The sequence below is a fragment of the Colwellia sp. BRX10-1 genome (genome assembly GCF_014077545.1).
GTDB lineage: Bacteria > Pseudomonadota > Gammaproteobacteria > Enterobacterales > Alteromonadaceae > Colwellia_A.
On the sequence record NZ_JACGWC010000016.1, the window covers coordinates 1 to 23581 of the forward strand.

A 23581-nucleotide genomic window follows, 5' to 3' on the forward strand; every position below is an offset into this window, starting at 1 on the left:
TTTCGATTAGCGGTTTTTCTTTGTTTGGCGGTGAGATAGAGATTTGAACTCTAGAAGGGCTATAAACCCTTGCTGGTTTTCAAGACCAGTGCTTTCGACCACTCAGCCATCTCACCTGAATGTCTTAAAACAATTGCTTGCTTCAAGACGGGGCAGATATTAAGACCTGCAATAGCATTTGTAAAGCACTAATTTTACTATTTCTTCTTTATGTTCGATAAATCAGCAAGTGTGCGAAAAAAACAGCTATTTAGCGATAATTTACCATTATTGACGATTTACACAAAAACTTTACCTGTATTTAAATAATAATATTACCTGTTTATATCATGCTGAATACGTATGTAATTTGTTGTGTCAGTTTTTTGGTTGTGATTATATAACTTCATCGTGTGTTACTCTCATAAGAAAAATAATAAATGAAAAACAAACCTCAACTCAGTTTTTGGCAAATATGGAATGTTAGCTTCGGCTTTTTGGGCGTTCAATTTGGCTTTGCTTTACAAAACGCTAATGTCAGTCGAATACTTTCAGACTTGGGTGCTGATCTGCACTCTTTATCTTTATTTTGGTTGCTCGCTCCTATTATGGGCTTACTTATCCAGCCTCTCGTCGGCGCAGCGTCAGATAGAACATGGAATAAGTTTGGTCGCCGTAACCCCTATATATTAATCGGTGCCATATGCGCAACTGTCGGTATGTTATTAATGCCAAACGCGCCGTTATTTGTCTCTGTTATCACACCAATAATTTTTGGTGCAATGATGTTAGCGGTTATGGACGCATCTTTTAATATCGCTTTTCAACCTTTTAGAGCGCTAGTGTCTGATATGGTGCCCGATAATCAAATGAACAAGGGTTATGCTATCCAAGCCTTTTTGATTAATATTGGTGCCGTTATCGGCTCTATATTGCCATTTGTTCTTACAAATGTTGTTGGTTTAGAGAACACCTCACAGCAAGGTAGTATTGCTCCATCTGTTGTTTGGGCATTTTATATCGGCGCCACGGTTTTATTAGGTTCGGTGTTATGGACGGTTTTTAAAACTAAAGAATATTCACCTAAAGAATATTATGAGTTCAAAGGAATGGATGCTGAACAGGTTGCCAAAGAACAAGCCATTGAAAAGTCGTTAATTGAAAAACTAACTGACTTCGTTGGCCTAATGAAATCTATGCCCGAGGTAATGAAGCGTTTAGCACTCGTACAGTTTTTCTCTTGGTTTTCTCTATTCATTATGTGGGTTTATACCATGCCGGCCATTGCTCAACAGGTTTGGGGCATAGATGTAAAGTGGTTTGACCCTACCTATATTAGCTCTGTTGGTGGTATTCCCAATGATATCGCTGCGGCAAAAGGCGCAGCTGGTGACTGGGTAGGTATTTTGTTTGCAGCGTATTCTTTGTTTGCGGCCTTTTTCTCAATTGTGCTGGCCAAGCTTGCCAATACCTTCGGCCGAAAAGCGGTTTACTCGTTTTCCTTACTCGCCGGTGGCTTAGGTTATTTAAGCTTTATGTTTATCAATAACCCTGAACCAACTTTAGTCAATTTATTGATCACTGAAATCACGGTGCCACAAGGCGCGGTTACTTTATTTATTCCTATGATAGGTGTAGGTATTGCTTGGGCTGCTATTTTAGCAATGCCCTACACAATACTTGCTGGTGCATTACCTGCCAACAAAACTGGTGTATACATGGGGATCTTTAACTTTACCATTGCCGCGCCACAGATTATCTCAGGAATTTTTGCTGGCTGGATATTAAATTCAGTTTTTGAAAACCAGGCAATAAATATTATTATCTTAGCGGGTGTCTCTATGGTACTTGGCGCTGTATCCGTTTATTTTGTCAAAGAAAAAAGCGAGTAACCTCTACTCGCTTTTGTTTGTAGGTTAGGGCTCTACCTAAAATTTGTTAGTGAAAAAACTAACCTACATAAACGCTATAAAACATCAATTACCACTGCCACAAGATTGACGAACCACAAGTGTGGTTGCCATCAATTCTGTTTTTGCTTCTTCGCCATTCACTAGTGCTAAAAGCTTTTCTACTAATAATTCTCCTGCTAACATCGTATCTTGTTTAGCCGTAGTTAAGGTCGGAAAAGTAAAACTAGCAACCGGAATATCATCAAAACCAAACACGGCTATATCTTCGGGTACGCGCATATTGTGTTCTTGCAAAGCGCGCATCGCGCCCACGGCAATTAAATCACTGGCCGCCATAATGGCATCAAAACTTTCACCACCCTTAATAAGGTTTAATGCAGCGTTATGGCCAGATTCTTCGGTAGAAATCGCGTCAAATTGAAGTTGGGTATTAACGACTAAGTCGTGATCAGTTTGCGCTTTACAATGACCTAAATAACGATCTAAAAATTCAGGAGAGCCCGTTGAAACTCCGCCTAAAAAAGCAAATTTTTTGCGGTTATTATTAATGACATGTTCGGTGAGTTGATAGCCTCCTTGGAAGTTATCGCAACCGACAGAGACAACATCGAGGTCTTTTACTTCAGCCCCCCAACGAACGAAATGGGTTTCTTGCTCTATTAACTGAACAAGCTTTTCTTCGTAATCGGTGTAGTCACCATAACCCAACAATATTATCCCGTCAGCTTTACGGGTATCTTCAAAGTCAGCATGCCAATCGTGGCTCATTTGCTGAAAAGAGACTAATAAATCATAGCCCTTATTACCACAAGCTCGGGTAATGCTGCCTAACATTGACATAAAAAAAGGATTGATTAATGAGTCATCGTTGGTTGGGTCTTCAAACAATAGCAAGGCAATGGTGCCACTACGTTGAGTACGTAAACTGCTGGCGTTTTTATCTACTTTGTAATTAAGTTCTTTGGCAATGGCTTGAACACGTAGCCGTGTTTCTTCATTTACTAACGGACTATTACGTAGTGCTCTTGAAACTGTTGACTGAGAAACGCCCGCACGATAAGCAATATCAAACGAAGTATTTTTAGCTTTAACCATTAAATTAACCAATAACTTATTAATAAATATACTACTTAGATACTAACTTAGCCCCCTAGCCTTGTATACCTTATTAAGAGTAAAGCAAAAAATTACTCAGCTGATAAACGCCGACTTCCATCAAATTTTAAAGGTAGCGAGTAAGTCATCACCCTGAACTTTTCATCAAGCGCCAATAATCATCAAAAATGCATACGTATGCATGGCAAATAGTGCATAAATCCATCATGCATACGTATGTAGTTTATTGCTCTAATTTCTAACATCGGCATAATTTAATCATCACGTTATTTATTGTGGAAAGAATTCGTACAACTGATGCAAATAAAAAATAAGGATGAATAAAGTCCTATATATACGCCACAGATTTTAAATAAACAGGAAATAAATCAAAACGTCAGCAACGAACAAGACGGTTTTTGATGATAAAAATTTATTATGATAAATAAAAAAATAAAAAGTAGCACAGCTGATATTACCGCCACTGACTTAAAAAAACGCATTCAGCACCATTTGAACAGTACCTTAGGTGATCGCGTTATTTGTGAAGACGCCTACAAAAATACACCACAAAACAAGCAGGCTTATTGGCAAGCGACATCAATGGCGCTTAATGAAATTATTATTGATAAACTGCAAGCAAGTAAGGTTCAACAAGCAAAATCAGCGACTAAAAGTATTAACTACCTGTCACTTGAATATTTGATGGGGCGACTACTTTCTAACAACTTACATAATTTAGATTTATATAAAAATACCGAAAAGGCCCTTAAATCACTTGGTTTTGATTTAGCCGATTTATGTGAAGAAGGGGCTGATTTAGCCCTAGGTAATGGTGGATTAGGCCGTTTAGCCGCATGTTTTCTTGATTCATTAGCGACACTTGATTACAACGCTATGGGTTACGGCATTCATTACCAACATGGTTTATTCAAACAAAGTTTTAAAGACGGACACCAAATAGAACAGCCTGATATGTGGCGTGAGTTTGGTAGTCCTTGGGAAATTTGCCGCCCTGAATCTACCCAGCTTATTCCCGTTTATGGTTATGTTGAACAACAAGCACAAGCCGACGGTAGTTTAACATCGGTTTGGCGTGCAGGAAAAATGCTCAAAGGAGTTCCTTGGGATATTCCTATCGTTGGCTATAACTCGTCAACCGTAAATGCTTTACGCTTATGGGAATGTCGCGCAGACTCTGCCTTTGACTGGGATACACTTAATCAGGGTGACTATCTACAAGCGCACCACGATCAAGTCAATGCTGAAACAGTATCTAAAGTTCTTTATCCTAATGACGAACACGATGCGGGTAATGAATTACGCTTTATTCAACAGTACTTTTTCTGTGCTTGTTCAATTAAAGACATTATTAGTCGTTATCAACTGCAATTTGGTCCACTTACCCAAGGAAGTAGTACAAACTTTGCTGAAAAAGTAGCGATCCAACTCAACGATACCCACCCTACTATTGCCATTTTAGAGTTAATGCGCGTATTACTTGATGAGTATGACTTCTCATGGCAAAACGCCTGGCAATTAGCCGGTAAAGTATTTTCTTATACTAACCATACCCTGTTACCTGAAGCGTTAGAAAAATGGTCTGTTTCATTATTTGAACGTGTACTACCACGCCATTTAACTATTTTATATCGTATTAATGAAGCATTTTTGAATGATGAAGTGAATGCGATGTGGCCAAACAACGAGGCAATGCGCGCTCGCCTTTCAATTATTGAAGAAGGTGAACAACGTAAAGTCCGTATGGCACATTTATGTGTCATTACTTCACATAAAGTTAACGGTGTTGCTCAAATCCATTCAGACTTAGTAAAAAAAGATCTATTCCCAGAATTCAACCAACTTTGGCCAGAGAAATTAACCAATGTAACTAATGGTATTACCCCAAGACGTTGGTTGAAATCATGTAACCCATTACTGTCTGAATTACTATCAAAGCACGTTGACGATGACTGGGCTAAAAACTTAAACAGCTTATCTTCATTATCAACCCTTGCTGATAATACCAGTTTCCAAAAGAAATTCATGGCAATTAAACATCAAAACAAAGTGGCATTAACCACTGAAATTAAAACCTTAACCGGTATAGATGTCAGCCCAGATGCCATTTTTGATGTCCAAATTAAACGACTTCATGAATACAAACGCCAGCACCTTAATTTATTGCATATCTTAGCGCTATACCGCCGTTTATTGGCTGATCCTGACTTACCTATGCAACCACGCGTATTTATCTTTGGTGCAAAAGCAGCGCCGGGCTATCAGTTAGCCAAAGAAATTATTTACGCAACCAATAAAATTGCTGAAAAAATAAATAATGACACCCGCATTCAAGACAAATTAAAAGTGGTGTTTTTACCTAACTATCGGGTCAGTTTAGCCGAAAAAATAATTCCGGCAGCCGATGTTTCAGAGCAAATATCAACAGCAGGTAAAGAAGCCTCTGGTACTGGCAATATGAAGCTCGCCCTCAACGGTGCCGTAACCATTGGGACTTTAGATGGCGCAAACATTGAAATAGCTGAAGAAGTTGGCGACGACAATATTTTCATCTTTGGCTTAACCGTTGATGAAGTTAAAGCCCTAGATAACAAAGGCTACAACCCTTATCACTTTTATGAAACGAATAATGAAATCAAAGCCTGTTTAGACTGGTTAGACACGGACTACTTTACGCCAGGCCATATGGGAGAATTATCTTCGATTAAACAAAGTTTCCTTGGAGGTGGCGATCCGTACAAAGTGCTGGCTGATTTTGAAAGCTACAGTGACGCTCAACAAGACTTAGGTGTCGCTTATCAAGACAAAAAACGTTGGGCAAAAATGGCCATTTTAAATACGGCGTTGATGGGTAAATTTAATTCTGATCGCTCGATTGAAGACTATGTGAAAAACATTTGGTTTTTAACTCCGAGCGCTTAAGCATTAATTATTAAGAAAACAGAGGAAAATATATGAGTTTATCTGTAAATGACATCAAAGCTTTAGTCAGCGCTTGCCATAAGACACCTTACGAGGTTTTAGGGTTAAATGCTGACCAAAACACTCGTTATTTACGGATCACTTGCTATTTTCCTCACCTCAACGATATTGACGCTGTTGAGATAATGGCCTTAGCCCCTAATAAAAAATCAGCGCAACTTAATAGTAATGAACAGATAAAATCATTAGGTAAGTTGGTGAAAGTTCATCACAGTGGACTTTACTCACTTAAGCTACGTCGTAAAAAATTATTCACTTATAAACTCAAGCTGACCTCTGCAAACGCATCATGGTTAATTGACGATCCCTATCAGTTTTCAGCTACCTTAGGGGAGCTTGATATTTACTTGCTCCAACAAGGTAATCATCAAAAACCTTACGAGAAATTAGGCGCTCATCTGCAAAATAAAACCCTTAATGGCCAAAAAATTCAGGGTGTTTCGTTTGCTGTTTGGGCACCTAATGCCAGTCATGTTTCTTTGCTTGGTGACTTTAATCACTGGGATGAACGTAGCCATGCCATGCAAAATATCACCTTGGGCGATGTCGCTAGTGGCTATTGGAATATATTTATCCCACAAGCGTCAGTTGGGCAACAATATAAGTATGCGATTAAAGACAAAAACGGTAACACGTTACCATTTAAAGCCGACCCTTATGGCAACCAAGCCCAATACCGACCTGACACAGCGTCAATTATCAGTGCAAAAGACAATTATCTTTGGCAAGACCAAGATTGGTTAGACAAACGTGAAAAACGTAACAGTAGAAACGCTGCAATTTCAATTTACGAAGTCCATTTAGGCTCTTGGCGCCGAGATAAAAATAACGAATTTTTAAATTACCGTCAGATAGCTGACCAGCTTATTCCTTACACTTTATCAATGGGTTTTACCCATATTCAGCTAATGCCGGTCAGTGAATTTCCATTCGATGGTTCATGGGGATATCAACCGGTTGGCTTATTTGCACCAACAGCTCGGTTTGGTAATGAAGCTGACTTTCAGTATTTTGTTGATGCCTGTCATCAAGCCAATTTAGGCTTATTGATTGATTGGGTACCAGGACATTTTCCAAGTGATGATCACGGTTTAGCGACCTTCGATGGTACTCATCTTTTTGAGCATGAAGACCCCAGACAGGGATATCACCCCGACTGGAATACCCTTATTTATAATTACGAGCGTGTTGAAGTTGCCAATTTTTTGCGAGCAAGTGCCCTGCATTGGTTAGATAAATACCATGTTGATGGCATTCGCGTTGACGCAGTTGCCTCGATGCTTTATCTCGACTACAGCCGCAAAGAAAATGAATGGATCCCTAACATCCACGGAGGCAGAGAAAACTTAGCCGCTGTCGACTTTTTAAAACGCTTTAACGAAGAACTCTATCAACAATACCCTGGTACATTTTCTGTTGCCGAAGAGTCTACGTCATGGCCGGGTGTTTCTCGCGCGACCCATGATGGCGGTTTAGGCTTTGGTTATAAATGGAATATGGGCTGGATGAACGACAGTTTACAATACATGCAGCGTGAATCTGTGCATCGTTGCCATCACCATAACGAACTTAGCTTTAGCCTAGTTTATGCCTTTGATGAAAACTTTATTCTGCCACTTAGTCATGACGAAGTCGTTCATGGTAAAGGCTCTATTTTACAAAAGATGCCTGGCGATGATGCTTGGCAACAGTTTGCCAATATACGCGCTTATTACAGTTTTATGTGGGCACATCCCGGTAAAAAGCTACTATTTATGGGCTGTGAATTTGCCCAAGGTAAAGAATGGGATCATGACCACGAACTTGATTGGCATCAACTTGACGTTCACTGGCACAGTGGCGTACAGCGACTGATTAAAGCGTTAAATAAGGTTTATTGCAACACGCCAGCACTCTATGAAAAAGATTGCCAAAGCGAGGGTTTTAGTTGGTTAGATCATCAAAACAGCGAACAATCAATTTACAGCTTTATTCGTTTTGGCAATGACGCCCAAGAGAATGCGGTTGTCGTGGTATGTAACTTTACCTCACAAACCCATCATAACGTTAAGTTAGGGGTACCAAAATCGGGAGAGTACGTCGAATTACTTAACTCGGACGCTGAAATTTATGGCGGCAGTAACACCTTGAACCTAGGTATTTTACCGAGTGTAGAATTGGCCTGGCAAGGTCAGCAACACTATATAGACATTACTGTACCCCCGTTAGCGACAGCGATGTTTATCCTCAAAGATGTACGTTTACCACTTGAGGGTAAATAATGACAACTTGCGCAATTAACACTGCATACAAAGTAACTTCGGGGCGTTCGTATCCGATGGGTGCTTCACTGGCTAAAAATGGTCTGGGCTGTAACTTTGCCCTATTTTCTGCACATGCAACAAAAGTAGAGCTTTGTCTATTTTCAGGTGACGGTAAATATGAACTACAGCGCATTGAATTACCTGAGTTTACCGATGATGTTTGGCATGGTTTCGTTGAAGGGATCGCAGAGGGTTGTTTATATGGCTACCGCGTACATGGTCCTTTTGAACCTCATAATGGCCATCGTTTTAATGCTAATAAATTATTGTTAGACCCCTATGCTAAAAAATTGCACGGTAGCTTTATCCGCAGCGACCTTAATTTTAGTTATGATCTAAAAAGCACCCAAAAAGATTTAACCGTTGATAATCGTGATAATTCGGCGACTATGCCAAAGTGTGTGGTTGTTTCACCATTACTGTTTAGTCAAACGCATCCACAAGTTCGTCGCCGTGACACCATTCTTTATGAATTACATGTTAAAGGCTTTACCCAACAAAACCCCGATGTACCCATTGAGCTACGCGGAACATTCGCGGGTCTTGCTAATAAAAAGGTTTGCCAGTATTTAAAGTCTTTAGGGGTAACCAGTATTGAACTGCTACCCGTGCAACAGTTTATTAATGAGGACTTTGTCCAAGACAAAGGGTTAACTAATTACTGGGGCTATAACACCATTTCATTTTTTGTTCCGCACGCCGCTTACTGCCATTCAGGTGAGGTTGGCGAGTTTCGTTCTATGGTTGAAACTTACCATGAAGCAGGTATCGAAGTTATTCTTGATGTGGTTTATAACCATACGGCAGAAGGTGATGAACTTGGTCAAACGCTGAGCTTTAAAGGCATAGACAATGCTAGTTATTATCGTTTACACCCAGCAGACAAACGCTATTATGAGAATTTTTCAGGGTGTGGCAATACCATTAATGTGCAGCACCCTCGTGTTATTCAACTGATCACTGACAGTTTGCGCTACTGGGTAGAAATCATGGGCGTTGACGGTTTTCGTTTCGACTTAGCGCCAGTACTAGGGCGCGATGCACCTGATTTTAAAGCCAACAATCACTTTTTTACCAGTATAAGACAAGATCCTATCTTATCAAGAGTTAAACTTATTGCCGAACCTTGGGATGTCGGTCATGGCGGCTATCAACTAGGCCGTTTCCCCAATAGCTGGTTAGAGCTAAACGATCGTTTTCGTGACTCTTGTCGACGCTTCTGGCGAGGTGAACAAGGCTTAGTTGCAGAGTTTGCTAAACGTTTGCACGGCTCAAGTGACATTTTTGAACAGCCCAGTCGTCGACCTAGTGCCAGTGTTAATTTTATTACTTCACATGATGGTTTTACCTTAACCGATTTAGTGAGCTTCAATAACAAGCAAAACAAGGCGAACGGCGAACAAAACCATGACGGCCATAATAGTAACTTTAGTAATAATTTAGGGACTGAAGGGCCAACCGACAATTGTAGAATTAGTCTTTTACGCCGCCAGCAAAAACGCAATTTACTGACCACCCTCTTTATTGCTCAAGGCACGCCGATGTTACTCAGTGGCGATGAACTCAATAATAGCCAGCGCGGTAACAATAATGCTTACTGCCAAGATAATGAAATATCGTGGCTAGATTGGCAAAGCCCACAAGCACAGCAAGAATCAGATTTTGTTAAAAAATTAATTGCACTGCGAAAAGCACATCCGCTATTAAACAGAACACATTATCAACACGGTGTAAAAGTAAGTGAACATACCGGTTTAGCTGATATCAGTTGGTTAAATTGTCACGGTAAAGCGATGACTAAAGACAATTGGCATGATCAATCCATCAAGTGCTTTGCAATGATGTTAGCCAATACCGAACGCTCATCTACTCCTGAACATCAGCAAGACGATGCCCTACTGATTATTTTTAATGCTCATCAGCGCAGTATCAACTTCTTATTGCCAGTACTTAACGGTTACTGGCAAGTGCTCATTGATACCGCTGTTGATAATCAAGAATACAGTTACGCTGACAAAAAATCGCCAAAAAACATTAGACACCCCGCTATTACTATTGCTGAACATAGCTGTGTGGTATTGCGGTATTTACATAGCCCAAAAGACAAATAGCAATACGGTTCTGCGTTAAGTAGTTGAATCGTAGATAACAAAATCACCACAAGCATTGGCAAAAGTATTCCTTTAGCCACTCAAAAAGAATAGAGTATTAAACTTATGAATTTGATAGAAAAACTTGCCGACCTAGTTGGCTTTCACAGAAGTTACACTGATAGTTATGGGCACCAAGTTCCGGCAAACGAAAGTGCTAGGCATAGCCTACTTTGTGCTATGGGTTATGACCTGTCTAATAACCATACTATCAATAACAGTATTACCGCCTTACAAGAAGATAGCTGGCGTAAAATGTTGCCTGGCGTCCATATTGCTAAGCTTGAAGAACACAGTCACACTATTATTATTAGCCTACCGGTAGATGAAAGTTTAAAAGTTGCTTGGCAGATAACGACTGAGCAAAGCGAAATCTTAACGGGTGAAGTGTTGGTTAGCGAGTTAATTTTCCAAGAAAAAAATCAGCTTGCCGATAAAGAATATCGAAAGCTTGCCTTAACACTCCCTTTGTTATCGCAAGGTTATCATAAACTTAAGCTGAGTTATGGCCAACAAACAGCAAGTTGTCATTTGATTTTTGCGCCTAAAACTTGTTATAGCCCACAGGAAGCCTCACCAGAAAAAATGTGGGGATATGCTGCGCAGTTATATTCACTCAAAAGTGAAAGTAATTGGGGAATGGGCGATTTTGGTGATTTAAAAACACTGGTTAAAAATTCTGCCGAGCAAGGCGCTGCCGCCATAGGTTTAAATCCGTTGCATCCCTTGTATCAAAATAATCCCGCACATCGCAGCCCTTATTCCCCGACCAGCCGTTGTTTTCTCAATAGTTTGTATATTGATGTTACCCAGGTACCTAACTTTTCCAGCTGCAAGGCCGTTCAACTTCGCTTTAACAGTGATGAATTTCAAGCAAAAGTTAACTTCGTCCGTAACACTGAACTTATCGATTACCCTGGCGTTGCTGATGTTAAATTTGAAATTATTGAATTACTCTTTGAAGACTTCATTCAAGCGAATAATGACCAGAATGTAAGCGCGACCTACCAAGAGTTCAGCGACTTTAAAGCCGAGCAAGGCGATGATTTATTACTGTTAACCACCTTTGACGCCTTATATGAGCATTTTAGAATGATTGATTCTAATGCTTATGGTTGGAAAATGTGGCCGAGTGAGTTTCAATCACCACATTCAGCACAAGTCGCTGCTTTTCAACAACAGCATGCTAAACGTCTTGATTACTTTGCCTTTTTGCAGTGGCTAGCTCATCGCCAGTTAACTGATGTCTCCGCATTAACAGAACAAACTGGTATGCCGATTGGTTTATATCTAGACCTTGCGGTTGGTTGTGACGGCTCAGGCGTTGATGTTTGGTCTGATAAAGATGTTTATGTGTCTGGTGCAGCGGTTGGTGCTCCACCCGATGCTATGAATACCTTAGGGCAAGATTGGGGGCTAACGCCGATTAACCCAGTAGCACTGCAGCAACAAGGATATTTACCCTTAATAAAAGCACTGCGCAGTAATATGCAATATGCAGGTGCTTTACGTATTGATCATATTTTAGGTTTAATGCGTCAATATTGGGTAGCGCCGGGCATGAAAGCCGATCAAGGTGTTTATATTACCTTTCCATTTAAAGATATATTGCGCATTATTGCCCTTGAATCTCGTCGTAATGACTGTGTGGTTATCGGCGAAGACTTAGGCACGGTGCCCGATGGCTTTAGTGAAATAATGGCCGCCGCAGGTTTACTATCATACAAGGTGCTATTTTTTGAGCGCTGGGAGTCGGGTTTATTTAAACGCCCGGAGTTGTATCCAGCCCAATCTATGGTAACAGTGTCAACACACGATTTACCTACCCTTACCGGTTGGTGGACTGGACGTGATTTACATTGGCGACAAGCATTGAATCTATATCCATCAGACGAAATGGGCCAACAAGAACGCCAAGCTCGTATACAAGACCGTAGCTTGTTAGTTGCAGCATTAGCAGACTTAGACGTTATCGATGTAACAAAAGCGCCGCAACAAAGTCCGGCAATAATCAATACTGAATTATCAATTGCCGTCCAGAAATATATGGCGAAAGCACACAGCCATATCCAACTTATTCCATTAGAAGACACCTTAGAGATTGTTGAACAAGTTAACATTCCCGGCACTATCGATGAACACCCTAACTGGCGTCAAAAATTACCGGTAACTATGACTGAGTTTTGGCAAAAAGACTCTGTTAAATTGCTTGCACAAGCGATGCAAAAAGCCAGACCAAAAAGCTAATATTAGTCATAATGTCGATTTTAATGAACACAATAATGGATGAGAATATAATGATAATAACAAATAGTACATTCACATTAAAAAAATCAAAGATTGCGCTACTTATCTTAAGTGGCCTATTTCTTAGCGCTTGTAATGAAACTAAGCCAATTCACATAGAAAAATCAGCCAGCTTAAGTGAGGTAAAAGCCTTACCACTTAAAAATGCTGACGATTTAGATCCTTATTTAAATAGAAATATACAAGATGAAGTTTTTTACTTTGTTATGCCCGACCGTTTTTATAATGGCAACACCGATAATGACCAAGGTTCTAAGACCGACATAATATCTGCTGGTGGTTTTGATAAAGCCGACAAAGGCATGTATCACGGGGGTGACATTCAAGGTTTGCAGGCTAAACTGCCTTATTTGAAAGGTATGGGGATTAGCGCTATTTGGTTAACACCTATTATGCGTAATCAGGCCATGCAAGGTGATTCTTCGGGTTATCATGGTTACTGGATCTTAGACTTTAATGAAATTGACCCACATTTGGGTAGTAATGAAGATTTAAAACGTTTCATTAACGCTGCACATAAAGAGAATATAAAAGTATTTTTTGACATTATTACTAACCACACCGCTGACGTTATTAAGTATGTTGAATGTCACGGCGAAGATGGCTTACAGTATTTGATGAAAGAAAATGATGGCTGTTTATATAAAACACTTGCTCAAGTGGCTGCGGGTGATACTTATCAAGCCGTTATTCCTAAAGGCCAAGAAAACCTTAAATCACCCGCTTGGTTAAATGATAAAAAATATTATCACAACCAAGGAGATACAACCTATGAAGGAGAAAACTCGATATATGGCGACTTTAGTGGCTTAGATGATATTGATACTAATTCACCTGAAGTGGTTACAGGCATGACCGAAATATTCAAAAATGTCATCAGTGAATTTAAACCTGATGGTTTTAGAATTGATACCGTAAAGCACGTCAATATAGAGTTTTGGGCAGATTTTGCCCCTGCGCTTGTTGACCACGCAAAAGCGATTGGTATTCCAGAATTTTTTATGTTTGGTGAAGTATATAGTGGCGATGTTAAAGAATTAAGTGCTTATACCACTGTAGGTAAAATGCAGTCTGTACTTGATTTTTCCTTACAGTTTGCTTTACAAGACACCCTTATTAAACAGCAAGGAACACATAAACTTGTTGAGGTGTTCGAGAGTGATGCTTACTATAATGACAGTGACAGTAATGCCAATCAGTTGCTTAACTTTACCGGTAACCATGACATGGGACGTTTTTCAGGCATGTTGAAAAGTAGTGATTTCAACTATAGCGAAGCAGAAATTATTCAACGCACCTTGCTAGCCCATGCGATGGTTTACTTTCTGCGTGGCGTGCCAATTGTCTATTATGGCGACGAGCAAGGTTTTGTTGGTGATGGCGGAGATAAAGACTCTCGCCAAGACATGATGCCTTCCTTGGTAGACAGCTACAACGATGATGATTTACTCGCAAATATTAAAACAACCGCTGATGACAACTTTGATGAAAATCATCTATTTTATAAGACATTTGCTGAGTATGCGGATATCTATTATCAATACCCAGCACTTAGGTTTGGCGAACAAAAATTCATAAATGCTGATAATAAGCCGGGGATTTTTGCGGTATCTCGTACATTAAAAGACGAAGAAGAAATCATTATTGTCTTTAATACAGCAAAAACAGAAAAGTCTGTAGCGTTAGGCTTTACCCTCAAAAATGGCGAAAAAATATACCCAGCCTTTAAAAATAATGAGTTTGTCGATGGAACATTAACCGTTCCCCCGTTAAGTTTTGCAATTTATCAGGTCAGGTAGCTGAGGATTTAGTGTTTTTGTACAGATAAAGAAAAACCAAGGCGCTATGGGAGTGTCCTTGGTTTTTAATTTATTTTTTATTTTTTATTTATTCTTTAATTAGTAAACTATTTCATTATTTTCTGTTTCACCTCCTTATATTATTTAAATAAATGATTGAACACACCTTTACCTTCACTTATACCAACACTTAATAATTATTAGCCACTTGCTCGGTGTTACTGTGCAGCTTTATTACCACACGTCGGTCATAAAAACTGACTTCTTGTTGAGTGTTAGCCACTACCGGCGCTTGCTCACCAAAAGCAAACAGTTTAATGCGTTCTGCTTTAACGCCTTGATCAATTAAGGCATTTTTAACGGTGTTAACACGAGCAATAGACAGCGCTTGGTTTAATTTTTTATTACCTTGTTTATCGGTATAACCCGATAAATCGATAAAGAGTTTTGGCGATTGTTGTAACATTTCTGCCAAAGAAACGATTTGACTTTGATAGTGCGGCTGTAAGTCACTAGATCCGGTTGAAAATTGTAAACTCATCAGTAAATTTTCAGCTTGTAGTTGACTGGCATTTTGGTATTTTTTATCAAAGTTTTGTTCTAAAACCGATAATTCTAATTGATGATTTTGTTCAGAGCGTTGTAAATTGCGGCGGAACTCGTTTGCAGCCTGCAAATAATCATGCTCTTGCTTTTTCAATGACGCCTGTAGTTCACTCAAATTTTCTTTATCGTTTTGTGTTTTCGCAATAAGTGTACCGGTCGCTCCCACTAAAATAGCGCCAATAGGACCACCAAATATCGCGCCAATGATCATGCCGCTACCTAAGCCAATACTTTCTTTATCTCTGTCACTAAGTTCAACCGAATCGCTTGCTGTTAAGTTTGACTTTTCAAAGGCGTATGCGGAATGACTTAATGTCGGTGCAGCAATAAGCGCTGTGATTAAGAAAAGTTTCGCTGGGTTTAATTTACTGTTAATTTTTTTCATGTTAATTCCTAAATGATTAAGGTGTTTTTTGTTGACGAGGTAATTAAAACAAGAAAAATAGGCTTTGAAACGACACAAAAAAGGCAAAGTAATGAGCAAATGTGGCAACAATGTGGCAATTACAACAATTGCGCGCATTTATAAAAAAACTCTTATATAGTGCCTTAAAATAAGTTAACCAATAGAGTCGTATAGAGTGTTAAAACGAATTGCCATAGTCGAAGATGAAGCCGCTATAAGAGAAAACTATGCGGATGTGCTGCGCGTTCAAGGTTATCAAGTGCAGACCTTTGCTAATAGAGAAAACGCCTGTAAGGCCTTTGCAATAAGTTTGCCTCACCTTGTGATATTAGATATTGGCTTAGAGCAAGAATATGACGGCGGTTTTACCCTATGCCAATGGCTTAGGAATATATCAACGACCTTGCCTATTATTTTTTTAACTGCGCGTGATAATGATGTTGATACGGTGTCAGGATTACGTATTGGCGCTGACGATTATTTAACTAAAGATATTAGCCTGCCACATTTATCAGCGCGCATTGCAGCCCTCTTTCGTCGCCAAGAAGCACTAAAACAGCCAACTGCTGAAAGTAGTTTACTCACATTAGGGCCGCTAACTATCGACAATCAACGAATGAGCATTATTTGGCAGCAACAAAGTGTTGATTTAACGATCACCGAATTTTGGATGGTCTTTGCCTTAGCTAAAAACCCCGGACATGTTAAGAACCGTCAACAACTGATGAAAGACTCCAACATCTATGTCGATGACAGTACCATTACTTCCCATGTAAAACGCATTCGTAAAAAATTTAACCAAATAGATAAAGACTTTAACTGCATAGAAACAGTTTATGGCATGGGCTATCGTTGGAACAAAGATGAAAAATAAGCTCAATTTTCGTTTCGGCTTACGAACTAAGCTTCTACTCCTGTCTAGTTTTCTCTTTGCCATTCCCTGGTTTGGTTATCAATACGTATGGGAAATGGAAAAGTATTTACGCTTTGGTCAGGAACAAACAATCATAGGAACAGCAAGAGCCCTCGCGACTTCGTTGCATGAACGCCCTAACCTTTTTAATAACCAAGCCAGTTTTTTACCCGACGTTGAAAAAGGTAAAGACCTTTACGGTTATCAATTATCTCAAGCGATAAATCTCGACGGTTTACCCAACGACTGGCCAAGTTTTCAAGAAAAGTCCCACTACTATGGGGTTAATAACCAGCTTGGTCAGCAATTAAGCGTTGATAAGCTCACTAATCATTTCAGTGCCGCTGTTGGAAAATATGATAAATACTTATACTTTTTTATTCAGGTGATCGACGATACGGTTATTTATCGTGATGAAAATGCTCGAGCCATCAACAAAAATGATCATCTGGAATTATCATTCAACGATATTAATGGCAATTTCCAACGTTTTATCGTCAGTAATAAAAATCAGGGGTGGCTTGCTGCCTATCGCATTAATGACCTTGAAAGTAATGAACGGCTTCAATTTCCAAGGCCCGTTAGCTTCATTCAGGGCCAATGGCGCGATACCGAGCAAGGTTATAATATTGAACTACGCATCCCTTTAACTAAAATCAGTGACCGCTTAGCCTTTGCCATTCATGATGTTGATACGCCATTGAGTGCAGCCACAACAATAATAGGCAGTGCAGATCCAAGTAGCGCAGCAACCTTAGGTACCATTTTGGTGCCGTCACCTGAAATTGAACGCATAGTAAAGGGCATGAGTTACACACAGTCACGTATTTGGGTGGTTGATCAACATCATCGCGTACTAGCAAAAAGTGGCGACATAAAAAAAGCCAGTGGCTTATGGCAAAAAAACATCAATAACTCTGATAACGATGGCTCTTGGTATGCTTGGACACAAAAATACTTACAACCGTTATTTCAACATTTGCTCAACAAACCTCAAGATGATTTTATTGACCGTCTTTACGACACGCAAAACCTAACGGGTGAACATATTGAAGCCGCACTTGCGGGTATGCCAAAATCTCAATGGCGATTAACCACAGATAAAAAAGCGGTTATCATATCAGCTGCATACCCTATCTATATCAGCGATAAGGTCAACGGTGCGGTCATTGTTGAAGAAACAACCAATGGCATTCTCAGTGTACGAAATAAAGCCTTAGAGAAATTGTTTACGTCAATTTTAGCGATTATGTTATTGGGTGCTTTCGCTTTTTTCTTTTTTGCGTCACGTATTTCAAATCGCATTCGCCAACTGCGTAATCAGGCAGAAATTGCTATTGATGAACACGGTCGAATCAATAACGAGATAGCCGAGAGTATGCAAGTATCAACAGCCAATGATGAAATTGGCGACCTCTCTCGCAGTTTTTCTACGGCAGTAAATCGTTTAAGCCAATACAATCATTACTTAGAAAATATGTCGTCACGACTCTCACATGAACTCCGCACCCCGATAGCGATTGTTAGAACATCCTTAGAAAATTTGTCTTTACAAGCCTTGCCTGAGAAAAGTTCCGCTTACATTGACCGTGCCCAAAGTGGTATTAATCGCTTAAACAATATATTAACCAATATGAGTGAAGCGACTCGTCTTGAACAAATGCTCAATCAAACTGACAAGGTCAGTTTTAATCTCTTTGATGTGCTTAATGGTTGTGTACAAGGATATCAGCAGATATACCCTAACTTTACTATTGAGTATTTGGCCTCAGATAAAAAAGTAATGTTGGTGGGATCGCCTGAGCATATAGCGCAATTATTAGATAAGGTTGTCACTAATGCCGTAGAGTTTAGTGAAGATAGTAAACTTTTCATAACTACAGCGTTGAAAAATAAAGACATCACCATTCACGTTAGCAATAACGGCACGTTATTACCCGACACGATGGAAGAGCGACTTTTTGATTCTATGGTTTCAATGCGTGAAACACCGCAAATGAAAGAAGATAAGACCCCTCATTTGGGATTAGGCTTATATATTGCCCGTTTGATTTGTGAATTTCATCAGGGGCATATCGTGGCAAGTAATCATCATAATCCGCAAGGTGTCACGGTGTCGATTACTTTGCCATTGCAGGTAAAGTAATTATTTACTCTATACCTAAATATTTATGTACTTGAACGGATAAACGCCAATTATTTTCAATACAGCTTTTTATTGCTAACGCTGTTGCCCGTTCTTTTTGGCTGATCGGTTGCAAATAAACTTGGGTGTTAACAATATTATGTTCGGCTAATAACGCTTTTAAGTCGTCTATATGCTGCTCAGTCGCCACTGGATGTTTAATTTCATTGGCACGTAACATCGCTGAGTTTAATATTTTGTAGCCACCCTTCATGTTTACTTTGGGTGAAACAGTCACCCAGCACTTATCCGTCACCTGTATTTCAAAAGTACCCGATGTTTCTAATTGACAACTAAAACCATTGGTTTCAAGTGCTTGGCACAGAGGGAGTAAATCAACCATCGCTGGCTCACCGCCTGTGATAACAATGTGTTTGGCTTGATAACCTTCTGCCGTTATCATCGCTAAAATATCTTTAACCGTAAGCGCTGACCACGTTTGAGATTCAGCTTCTTTTGTTAACATAGCATTCGGTGTTACTTCATCTTCAAGGTTTATTGCCCAAGTATGCTTAGTATCACACCACGAGCAAGCAACGGGGCAACCTTGTAAACGGATAAAAATTGAAGGTTGACCGGTAAAAGCGCCCTCTCCTTGAATAGTTTCAAATAATTCATTAATTTTGTATTTTACGGTCATCGGGGTTTTTGCCTGTTTATTGCTGGTGTAAATTGAAGTAAAATGCGCGATATTAATTATACCCTAAGAGACTTTAGAAATGACAAACAAAGTTGTTGTTATTTATTCTGGTGGCATGGACTCATTCACTGTTCTTAATCGCGCCTTGCATGATGGCAAAGAAGTGTTCGCATTAACCTTTGATTACGGACAGCGTCATGTCAAAGAAATTGAATTTGCCAGTACGGTTTGTCAATCACTTGATGTAAACCATAAAATTATCGATATATCATCTATTAATCAATTACTTGCTGGTTCTTCATTAACCGACAATATTGATATTCCTGAAGGTCATTACGAAGCTGAAAGTATGAAATCAACGGTTGTACCTAACCGTAACATGATTTTGTTATCACTTGCGGTCGGTTATGCCGTTTCAGTGGGGGCTAGCCAAGTTTATTACGGCGCACATTCAGGAGACCATGCAATATATCCTGATTGTCGTCCCGAATTTGTAATGAAAATGAATGAGGTGTGTAAAATAGCTAACTACGAGTCAGTAGAAATATTTAGCCCTTATTTAACGGTTACTAAAAGTGATATTTTAACCGATGGATTAAAAATGGGCTTAAGCTATGATAATACTTGGACGTGTTATAACGGCCGTGAAAAAGCCTGTGGAAAATGTGGTGCCTGCCAAGAGCGTTTAGAAGCTTTCAGTGATAATAATGTTACCGATCCGTTAAGTTACGAATCGTGATAAATAAAAGATAAAACACGGCAAGGTGTTTTATCTTTTTTCTGTACTGACCAAAGAAATAATACGCTTAAAGCTTATGAAAATAAGGCATTGTGTAGCTTTTCAACGGTTTCATTTGCTTGTTTCTCGTCGACTAAGAAACATAAGTTATGTTCACTGGCGCCATGACAAATCATCCGCACGTTTATCCCTGAGATAGTTTCAAAAATACTGGTACCAACGCCATTACTGCGATGCATTTTATTTCCTATAACCGCTATTAACGATAAACCGTGCTCTACGGTCACTTCACAAAGCTGTTCTAATTCTTCAACAACGGTTGAGTTTAAAAGCGCTTGCGTCGAACCCGTAGGGTTATCGAAGGTTAGCGCAATACTGATTTCACTGGTGGTAATTAAATCAACACTCAGTTCATGTTTGGCTAAAATACCAAAGACTTGTGCAAGAAAACCACTAGCATGTAGCATAGCAGGACTCTTTACCGTTACTAATGTTTGCTCTCTACGTAAGGCTATTGAGCGGTATATTGGGCTCGATTCAACAAACTGTTGAATGCGTGTACCCCCCTTCTCTGGTTCCTTACTTGAACCAACAAAAACCGGAATATTCTTTCTCATCGCAGGAATGAGTGTTGCCGGATGAAGAATTTTTGCGCCAAAGGTCGCCATTTCAGCCGCTTCGCCAAAACTGATTTCTTTAATAGCACGGGCATGCTCGGTAATACGTGGGTCTGTGGTAAAAATACCGACAACATCAGTCCAAATAGAAAGATTATCGGCATGTAACGCTTCTGCTAAAAGTGCGGCACTGTAATCAGATCCGCCACGGCCTAGGGTTGTCGTATGACCGTCCTCGTCTTGACCAATGAAACCTTGGGTAACGATAACTTTATCAACCAGCAAAGGCATAAGAAATTGCTGTGCGTTCTTAGCGAGCATCTCAAGGTTAACAACGGCTTTACCGTATAATGCGTTGGTTTTCATGACTTGGCGAACATCAAACATTTCGCCATTAACACCAACAGATTTAAGGACTTGTGCAAAGATACATGAACTCATTTGTTCACCAAATGACAAAATTGCATCGGCTATGCGTGGGCAATAATTAAGTGATTGTGCGTTAGAGAACTCGCTTAACTCATTTAGCAGTTGATCAATTTGAAAGTTTAGCTGTGTTTCTTCAGCTAAATGTTGGGTAATATTAAATTGGATAGCGCGAATACTGCTAATGATTGTTAATTGTTCATGCTGAGATACATCTTTTTGACTTAAACGAACCAGTAAATTAGTAACGCCTGAACTTGCAGATACGACAACAACTTTGTTACTTGCATCGTTTTTAATGATCTGAGCGCATCGTAACATCGCTTGATGATCAGCTAGACTTGTGCCGCCAAATTTTGCAACAGTAAAAGGTAATAATGACATCTAAGGTCTCCCTAATTAAGCCCCCAGTAATAATTATAGGGTAACTTTTAAACTTCAAGGAAGAGCATGGCTGAATTAAGAAGTGTTCTTGGTAAGATAAACTAAACTTTTCAGCCAGAAGCTCTCCACCATAATCTAATTAGCACTTAATATACTAACTAGAGGTGACAATCCTAGGGATTCAGCCCTAGTAACCGAATAAATAACGCCACTCGCTAATTACTCTCGGCAATAGTCTCCCTCAATAACAGTCAAAAGAATGGTGGTTCTTCGTGTTATCTACCTAGCTACTGCTCCTCTTCTGGTTGATTATTAAAAACATACAATTTGAGTATTTATTCTAATAACCGACATGTGGATTAAATCCTATCTGTAATAATAAATCAATAGGCTAAGTCGATCTTTTTTAGAAATAATAGCTTAATAGCATTGCCCGTAGTTCAACTAAAGCATGGCTAGGCTTTTATATAAAAATTAACGGTTGCTGCAGCGCATTAATTTTATACCACCGACATCCGTTGAAAAACCAAGATTTTTATAAAAGCTCTCCAGTTCAGGTAAGCAATATAATTCAAAATGTTTTACTTTGACTAATTTATCATGGTTTTTAACCAGGCTCATCAATTGCTGACCTATACCATTACCACGATGAGAGGCGCTTACAATCACATCAAAGATGATTGCTTTATAGATAAAGTCGCTTAGAATTCGCGTAAAACCAATGAGCTCATTGTCTACATCGAGAATACCAATACAAATTTGAGAACCACGAATACAATTTTGAGTGTCTTCGAGTGAGCGTTCTTTACCCCACCATACACTTTTATAAAGCTGGTGAACTTGCTTTATATGGTCGTCAGAAAATCTATAAATTATGGTCATCTTTAATTTTTAAACTCAATATTCACTGACCTATTAACTGAACTATTAACAGACAGTAATTAGCCAGCAATATTATTTAATAAGGGTAACACCCGCAACTTCTACCACTGTTTTTGCATCCGCACGTTCAATAACTTTTAATAGTGTTGTTTGAATAGTTTCATCTTTTCTCGCATCACCTTTACTGGTAAATTTTTGCTCTTGTGGAGCATCACCTTCAGCGGCAATAAAACCAACCACAACTTCAGTAGCACAATCAGCTGACTGACCAAAATAAGCTAATGAAATTTGTGGGTAGCCTTGAAATCCTTTCTTAACTCTTTTATCAATACGTTTAGTCGATTTGTCTAAGTTCATAATAATTATCCAAAAAATAACGCGATATTAGCGCGAATAAAACAATAGTTATCTAAAGTCATAAGTGATTTATCAATATAAGCTAACCCACTACAACACATGCTGAACCCATAAGATGAATATCAATACTACATGAGGAAATGCAACAGTAGGCCTAATTGATTGGCAGGCATATTCTTTAATTAAGGCAAGACCTGATAAGCTAACTTTATGATATTCAGAGTTAAATTGACATACATTTTCACTACTGTCGGCTGAAATATATTTTTCCAGCTGTAAAAGCCGTGTCTCAATACGTGATTGAAATGTCTTCCAAACAGCATCTTGAAGCCATAAAACGACTAAGATTAAAAAGATAGGAATCGTGATTACATTCGATATAATGGCTATTAGTAAAACGATAACGGCAATAAGTTTTATATAAAGCGAATGTTTCTCATAGCTGTCAAACTGATTTTGGAGTAAGGACCATTCTGAGCTGAATTTATTTTTTTCCATTTTTCCCTCTTATAATGAGAATAAATTTTTGCAACACGTAGCACGATACAATAAGTTTTTAATTAAAATGTAAATAATAAAAACTAAAATCGATTTGTATACGTATAACTAACAGTAACCAACTCAATGGTAAATAAAATGTTTGGAATATTTAAAAAAGACCCGATAAAAAAATTAAATAAACTCTATGAAGCTAAGCTTGAACAAGCGATGTTTTCGCAAAGAAATGGAGATATAAAGTCATATTCGATGATCACTGCTGAAGCAGAAAAAATAGCCGTGCAGATTAAAGATTTAGAAAATTCACAAAAGAACTAACGCGCTAATAGCGAACACCCCGCCACTTCATTTAAGGTGATGGCGGGATTTTATTGTTTGC

The 23581-nt window shown here is 39.1% G+C and carries 17 protein-coding genes, 1 tRNA gene and 1 riboswitch; of the genes, 10 read left to right on the forward strand and 8 right to left on the reverse strand.

The window, feature by feature from the left end; translation table 11 throughout:
* Nucleotides 1-25 precede the first annotated feature (25 nt).
* Nucleotides 26-116, reverse strand: a tRNA-Ser gene (locus H4J75_RS13165).
* A gap of 303 nt (nt 117-419) precedes the next feature.
* Between H4J75_RS13165 and H4J75_RS13170 the strand changes: the two genes are divergently transcribed.
* Nucleotides 420-1871, forward strand: coding sequence for an MFS transporter (locus tag H4J75_RS13170; protein ID WP_182222399.1), 1452 nt, complete (start codon nt 420-422; stop codon nt 1869-1871).
* Between the two features lie 84 nt (nt 1872-1955).
* Here H4J75_RS13170 and H4J75_RS13175 read toward each other — a convergent pair whose 3' ends face one another.
* Nucleotides 1956-2987, reverse strand: coding sequence for a LacI family DNA-binding transcriptional regulator (locus tag H4J75_RS13175; RefSeq protein WP_182217413.1), 1032 nt, complete (start codon nt 2985-2987; stop codon nt 1956-1958).
* A gap of 438 nt (nt 2988-3425) precedes the next feature.
* Between H4J75_RS13175 and H4J75_RS13180 the strand changes: the two genes are divergently transcribed.
* The 5 genes from H4J75_RS13180 (at nt 3426) to H4J75_RS13200 (ending at nt 14549) form a co-directional block, all read left to right on the forward strand.
* A complete protein-coding gene (locus H4J75_RS13180; RefSeq protein WP_182222400.1) occupies nt 3426-5930 on the forward strand; it encodes a glycogen/starch/alpha-glucan phosphorylase in 2505 nt (834 codons plus the stop codon).
* 32 nt (nt 5931-5962) lie between these two features.
* On the forward strand, nt 5963-8251 hold the full coding sequence (gene glgB / locus H4J75_RS13185) for a 1,4-alpha-glucan branching protein GlgB (RefSeq protein WP_182222401.1): 2289 nt from the start codon (nt 5963-5965) through the stop codon (nt 8249-8251).
* Nucleotides 8251-10404 (forward strand): glycogen debranching protein GlgX, encoded by a 2154-nt coding sequence (gene glgX, locus H4J75_RS13190; protein ID WP_220465314.1) that lies wholly within the window; start codon nt 8251-8253, stop codon nt 10402-10404. The genes glgB and glgX overlap by 1 nt, the downstream gene beginning before the upstream one ends.
* Nucleotides 10405-10509: 105 nt before the next feature.
* Nucleotides 10510-12690, forward strand: a complete 2181-nt coding sequence (malQ, locus tag H4J75_RS13195) for a 4-alpha-glucanotransferase (protein WP_182222402.1) — start codon at nt 10510-10512, stop codon at nt 12688-12690.
* Between the two features lie 50 nt (nt 12691-12740).
* On the forward strand, nt 12741-14549 hold the full coding sequence (locus H4J75_RS13200; RefSeq protein WP_182222403.1) for an alpha-amylase family glycosyl hydrolase: 1809 nt from the start codon (nt 12741-12743) through the stop codon (nt 14547-14549).
* 190 nt (nt 14550-14739) lie between these two features.
* Here H4J75_RS13200 and pdsO read toward each other — a convergent pair whose 3' ends face one another.
* On the reverse strand, nt 14740-15540 hold the full coding sequence (gene pdsO, locus H4J75_RS13205; RefSeq protein ID WP_182222404.1) for a sortase-associated OmpA-like protein PdsO: 801 nt from the start codon (nt 15538-15540) through the stop codon (nt 14740-14742).
* A gap of 196 nt (nt 15541-15736) precedes the next feature.
* On the opposite strand from pdsO, the gene pdsR reads away from it, so the two are divergent.
* Entirely contained in the window at nt 15737-16435 is a 699-nt protein-coding gene (gene pdsR, locus H4J75_RS13210; protein WP_182172361.1) for a proteobacterial dedicated sortase system response regulator, read from the forward strand.
* On the forward strand, nt 16425-18620 hold the full coding sequence (gene pdsS, locus H4J75_RS13215; protein ID WP_182222405.1) for a proteobacterial dedicated sortase system histidine kinase: 2196 nt from the start codon (nt 16425-16427) through the stop codon (nt 18618-18620). Before pdsR ends, pdsS begins: the two co-directional genes overlap by 11 nt.
* A 4-nt stretch (nt 18621-18624) precedes the next feature.
* On the opposite strand, the gene queE is transcribed toward pdsS, so the two are convergent.
* On the reverse strand, nt 18625-19299 hold the full coding sequence (gene queE / locus H4J75_RS13220) for a 7-carboxy-7-deazaguanine synthase QueE (protein ID WP_182172356.1): 675 nt from the start codon (nt 19297-19299) through the stop codon (nt 18625-18627).
* A gap of 79 nt (nt 19300-19378) precedes the next feature.
* Here queE and queC point away from each other — a divergent pair, with 79 nt between their 5' ends.
* A complete protein-coding gene (gene queC / locus H4J75_RS13225; protein ID WP_070376829.1) occupies nt 19379-20038 on the forward strand; it encodes a 7-cyano-7-deazaguanine synthase QueC in 660 nt (219 codons plus the stop codon).
* Between the two features lie 74 nt (nt 20039-20112).
* Here queC and lysC read toward each other — a convergent pair whose 3' ends face one another.
* From lysC to H4J75_RS13245, 4 genes are all read right to left on the reverse strand, one after another.
* Nucleotides 20113-21465, reverse strand: coding sequence for a lysine-sensitive aspartokinase 3 (gene lysC / locus H4J75_RS13230; RefSeq protein ID WP_182222406.1), 1353 nt, complete (start codon nt 21463-21465; stop codon nt 20113-20115).
* A 110-nt stretch (nt 21466-21575) separates the two neighbouring features.
* Nucleotides 21576-21774: riboswitch (Lysine riboswitch) on the reverse strand.
* 165 nt (nt 21775-21939) lie between these two features.
* The gene (locus H4J75_RS13235; RefSeq protein WP_182222407.1) at nt 21940-22347 is read right to left on the reverse strand and encodes a GNAT family N-acetyltransferase; all 408 of its coding nucleotides are present in this window, start codon (nt 22345-22347) and stop codon (nt 21940-21942) included.
* A 72-nt stretch (nt 22348-22419) separates the two neighbouring features.
* The gene (locus tag H4J75_RS13240) at nt 22420-22704 is read right to left on the reverse strand and encodes a hypothetical protein (RefSeq protein WP_070376826.1); all 285 of its coding nucleotides are present in this window, start codon (nt 22702-22704) and stop codon (nt 22420-22422) included.
* A gap of 90 nt (nt 22705-22794) precedes the next feature.
* Nucleotides 22795-23202, reverse strand: coding sequence for a hypothetical protein (locus tag H4J75_RS13245; RefSeq protein ID WP_182222408.1), 408 nt, complete (start codon nt 23200-23202; stop codon nt 22795-22797).
* A gap of 138 nt (nt 23203-23340) precedes the next feature.
* Here H4J75_RS13245 and H4J75_RS13250 point away from each other — a divergent pair, with 138 nt between their 5' ends.
* Entirely contained in the window at nt 23341-23520 is a 180-nt protein-coding gene (locus H4J75_RS13250) for a DUF6435 family protein (protein WP_070376824.1), read from the forward strand.
* Nucleotides 23521-23581: the final 61 nt, after the last annotated feature.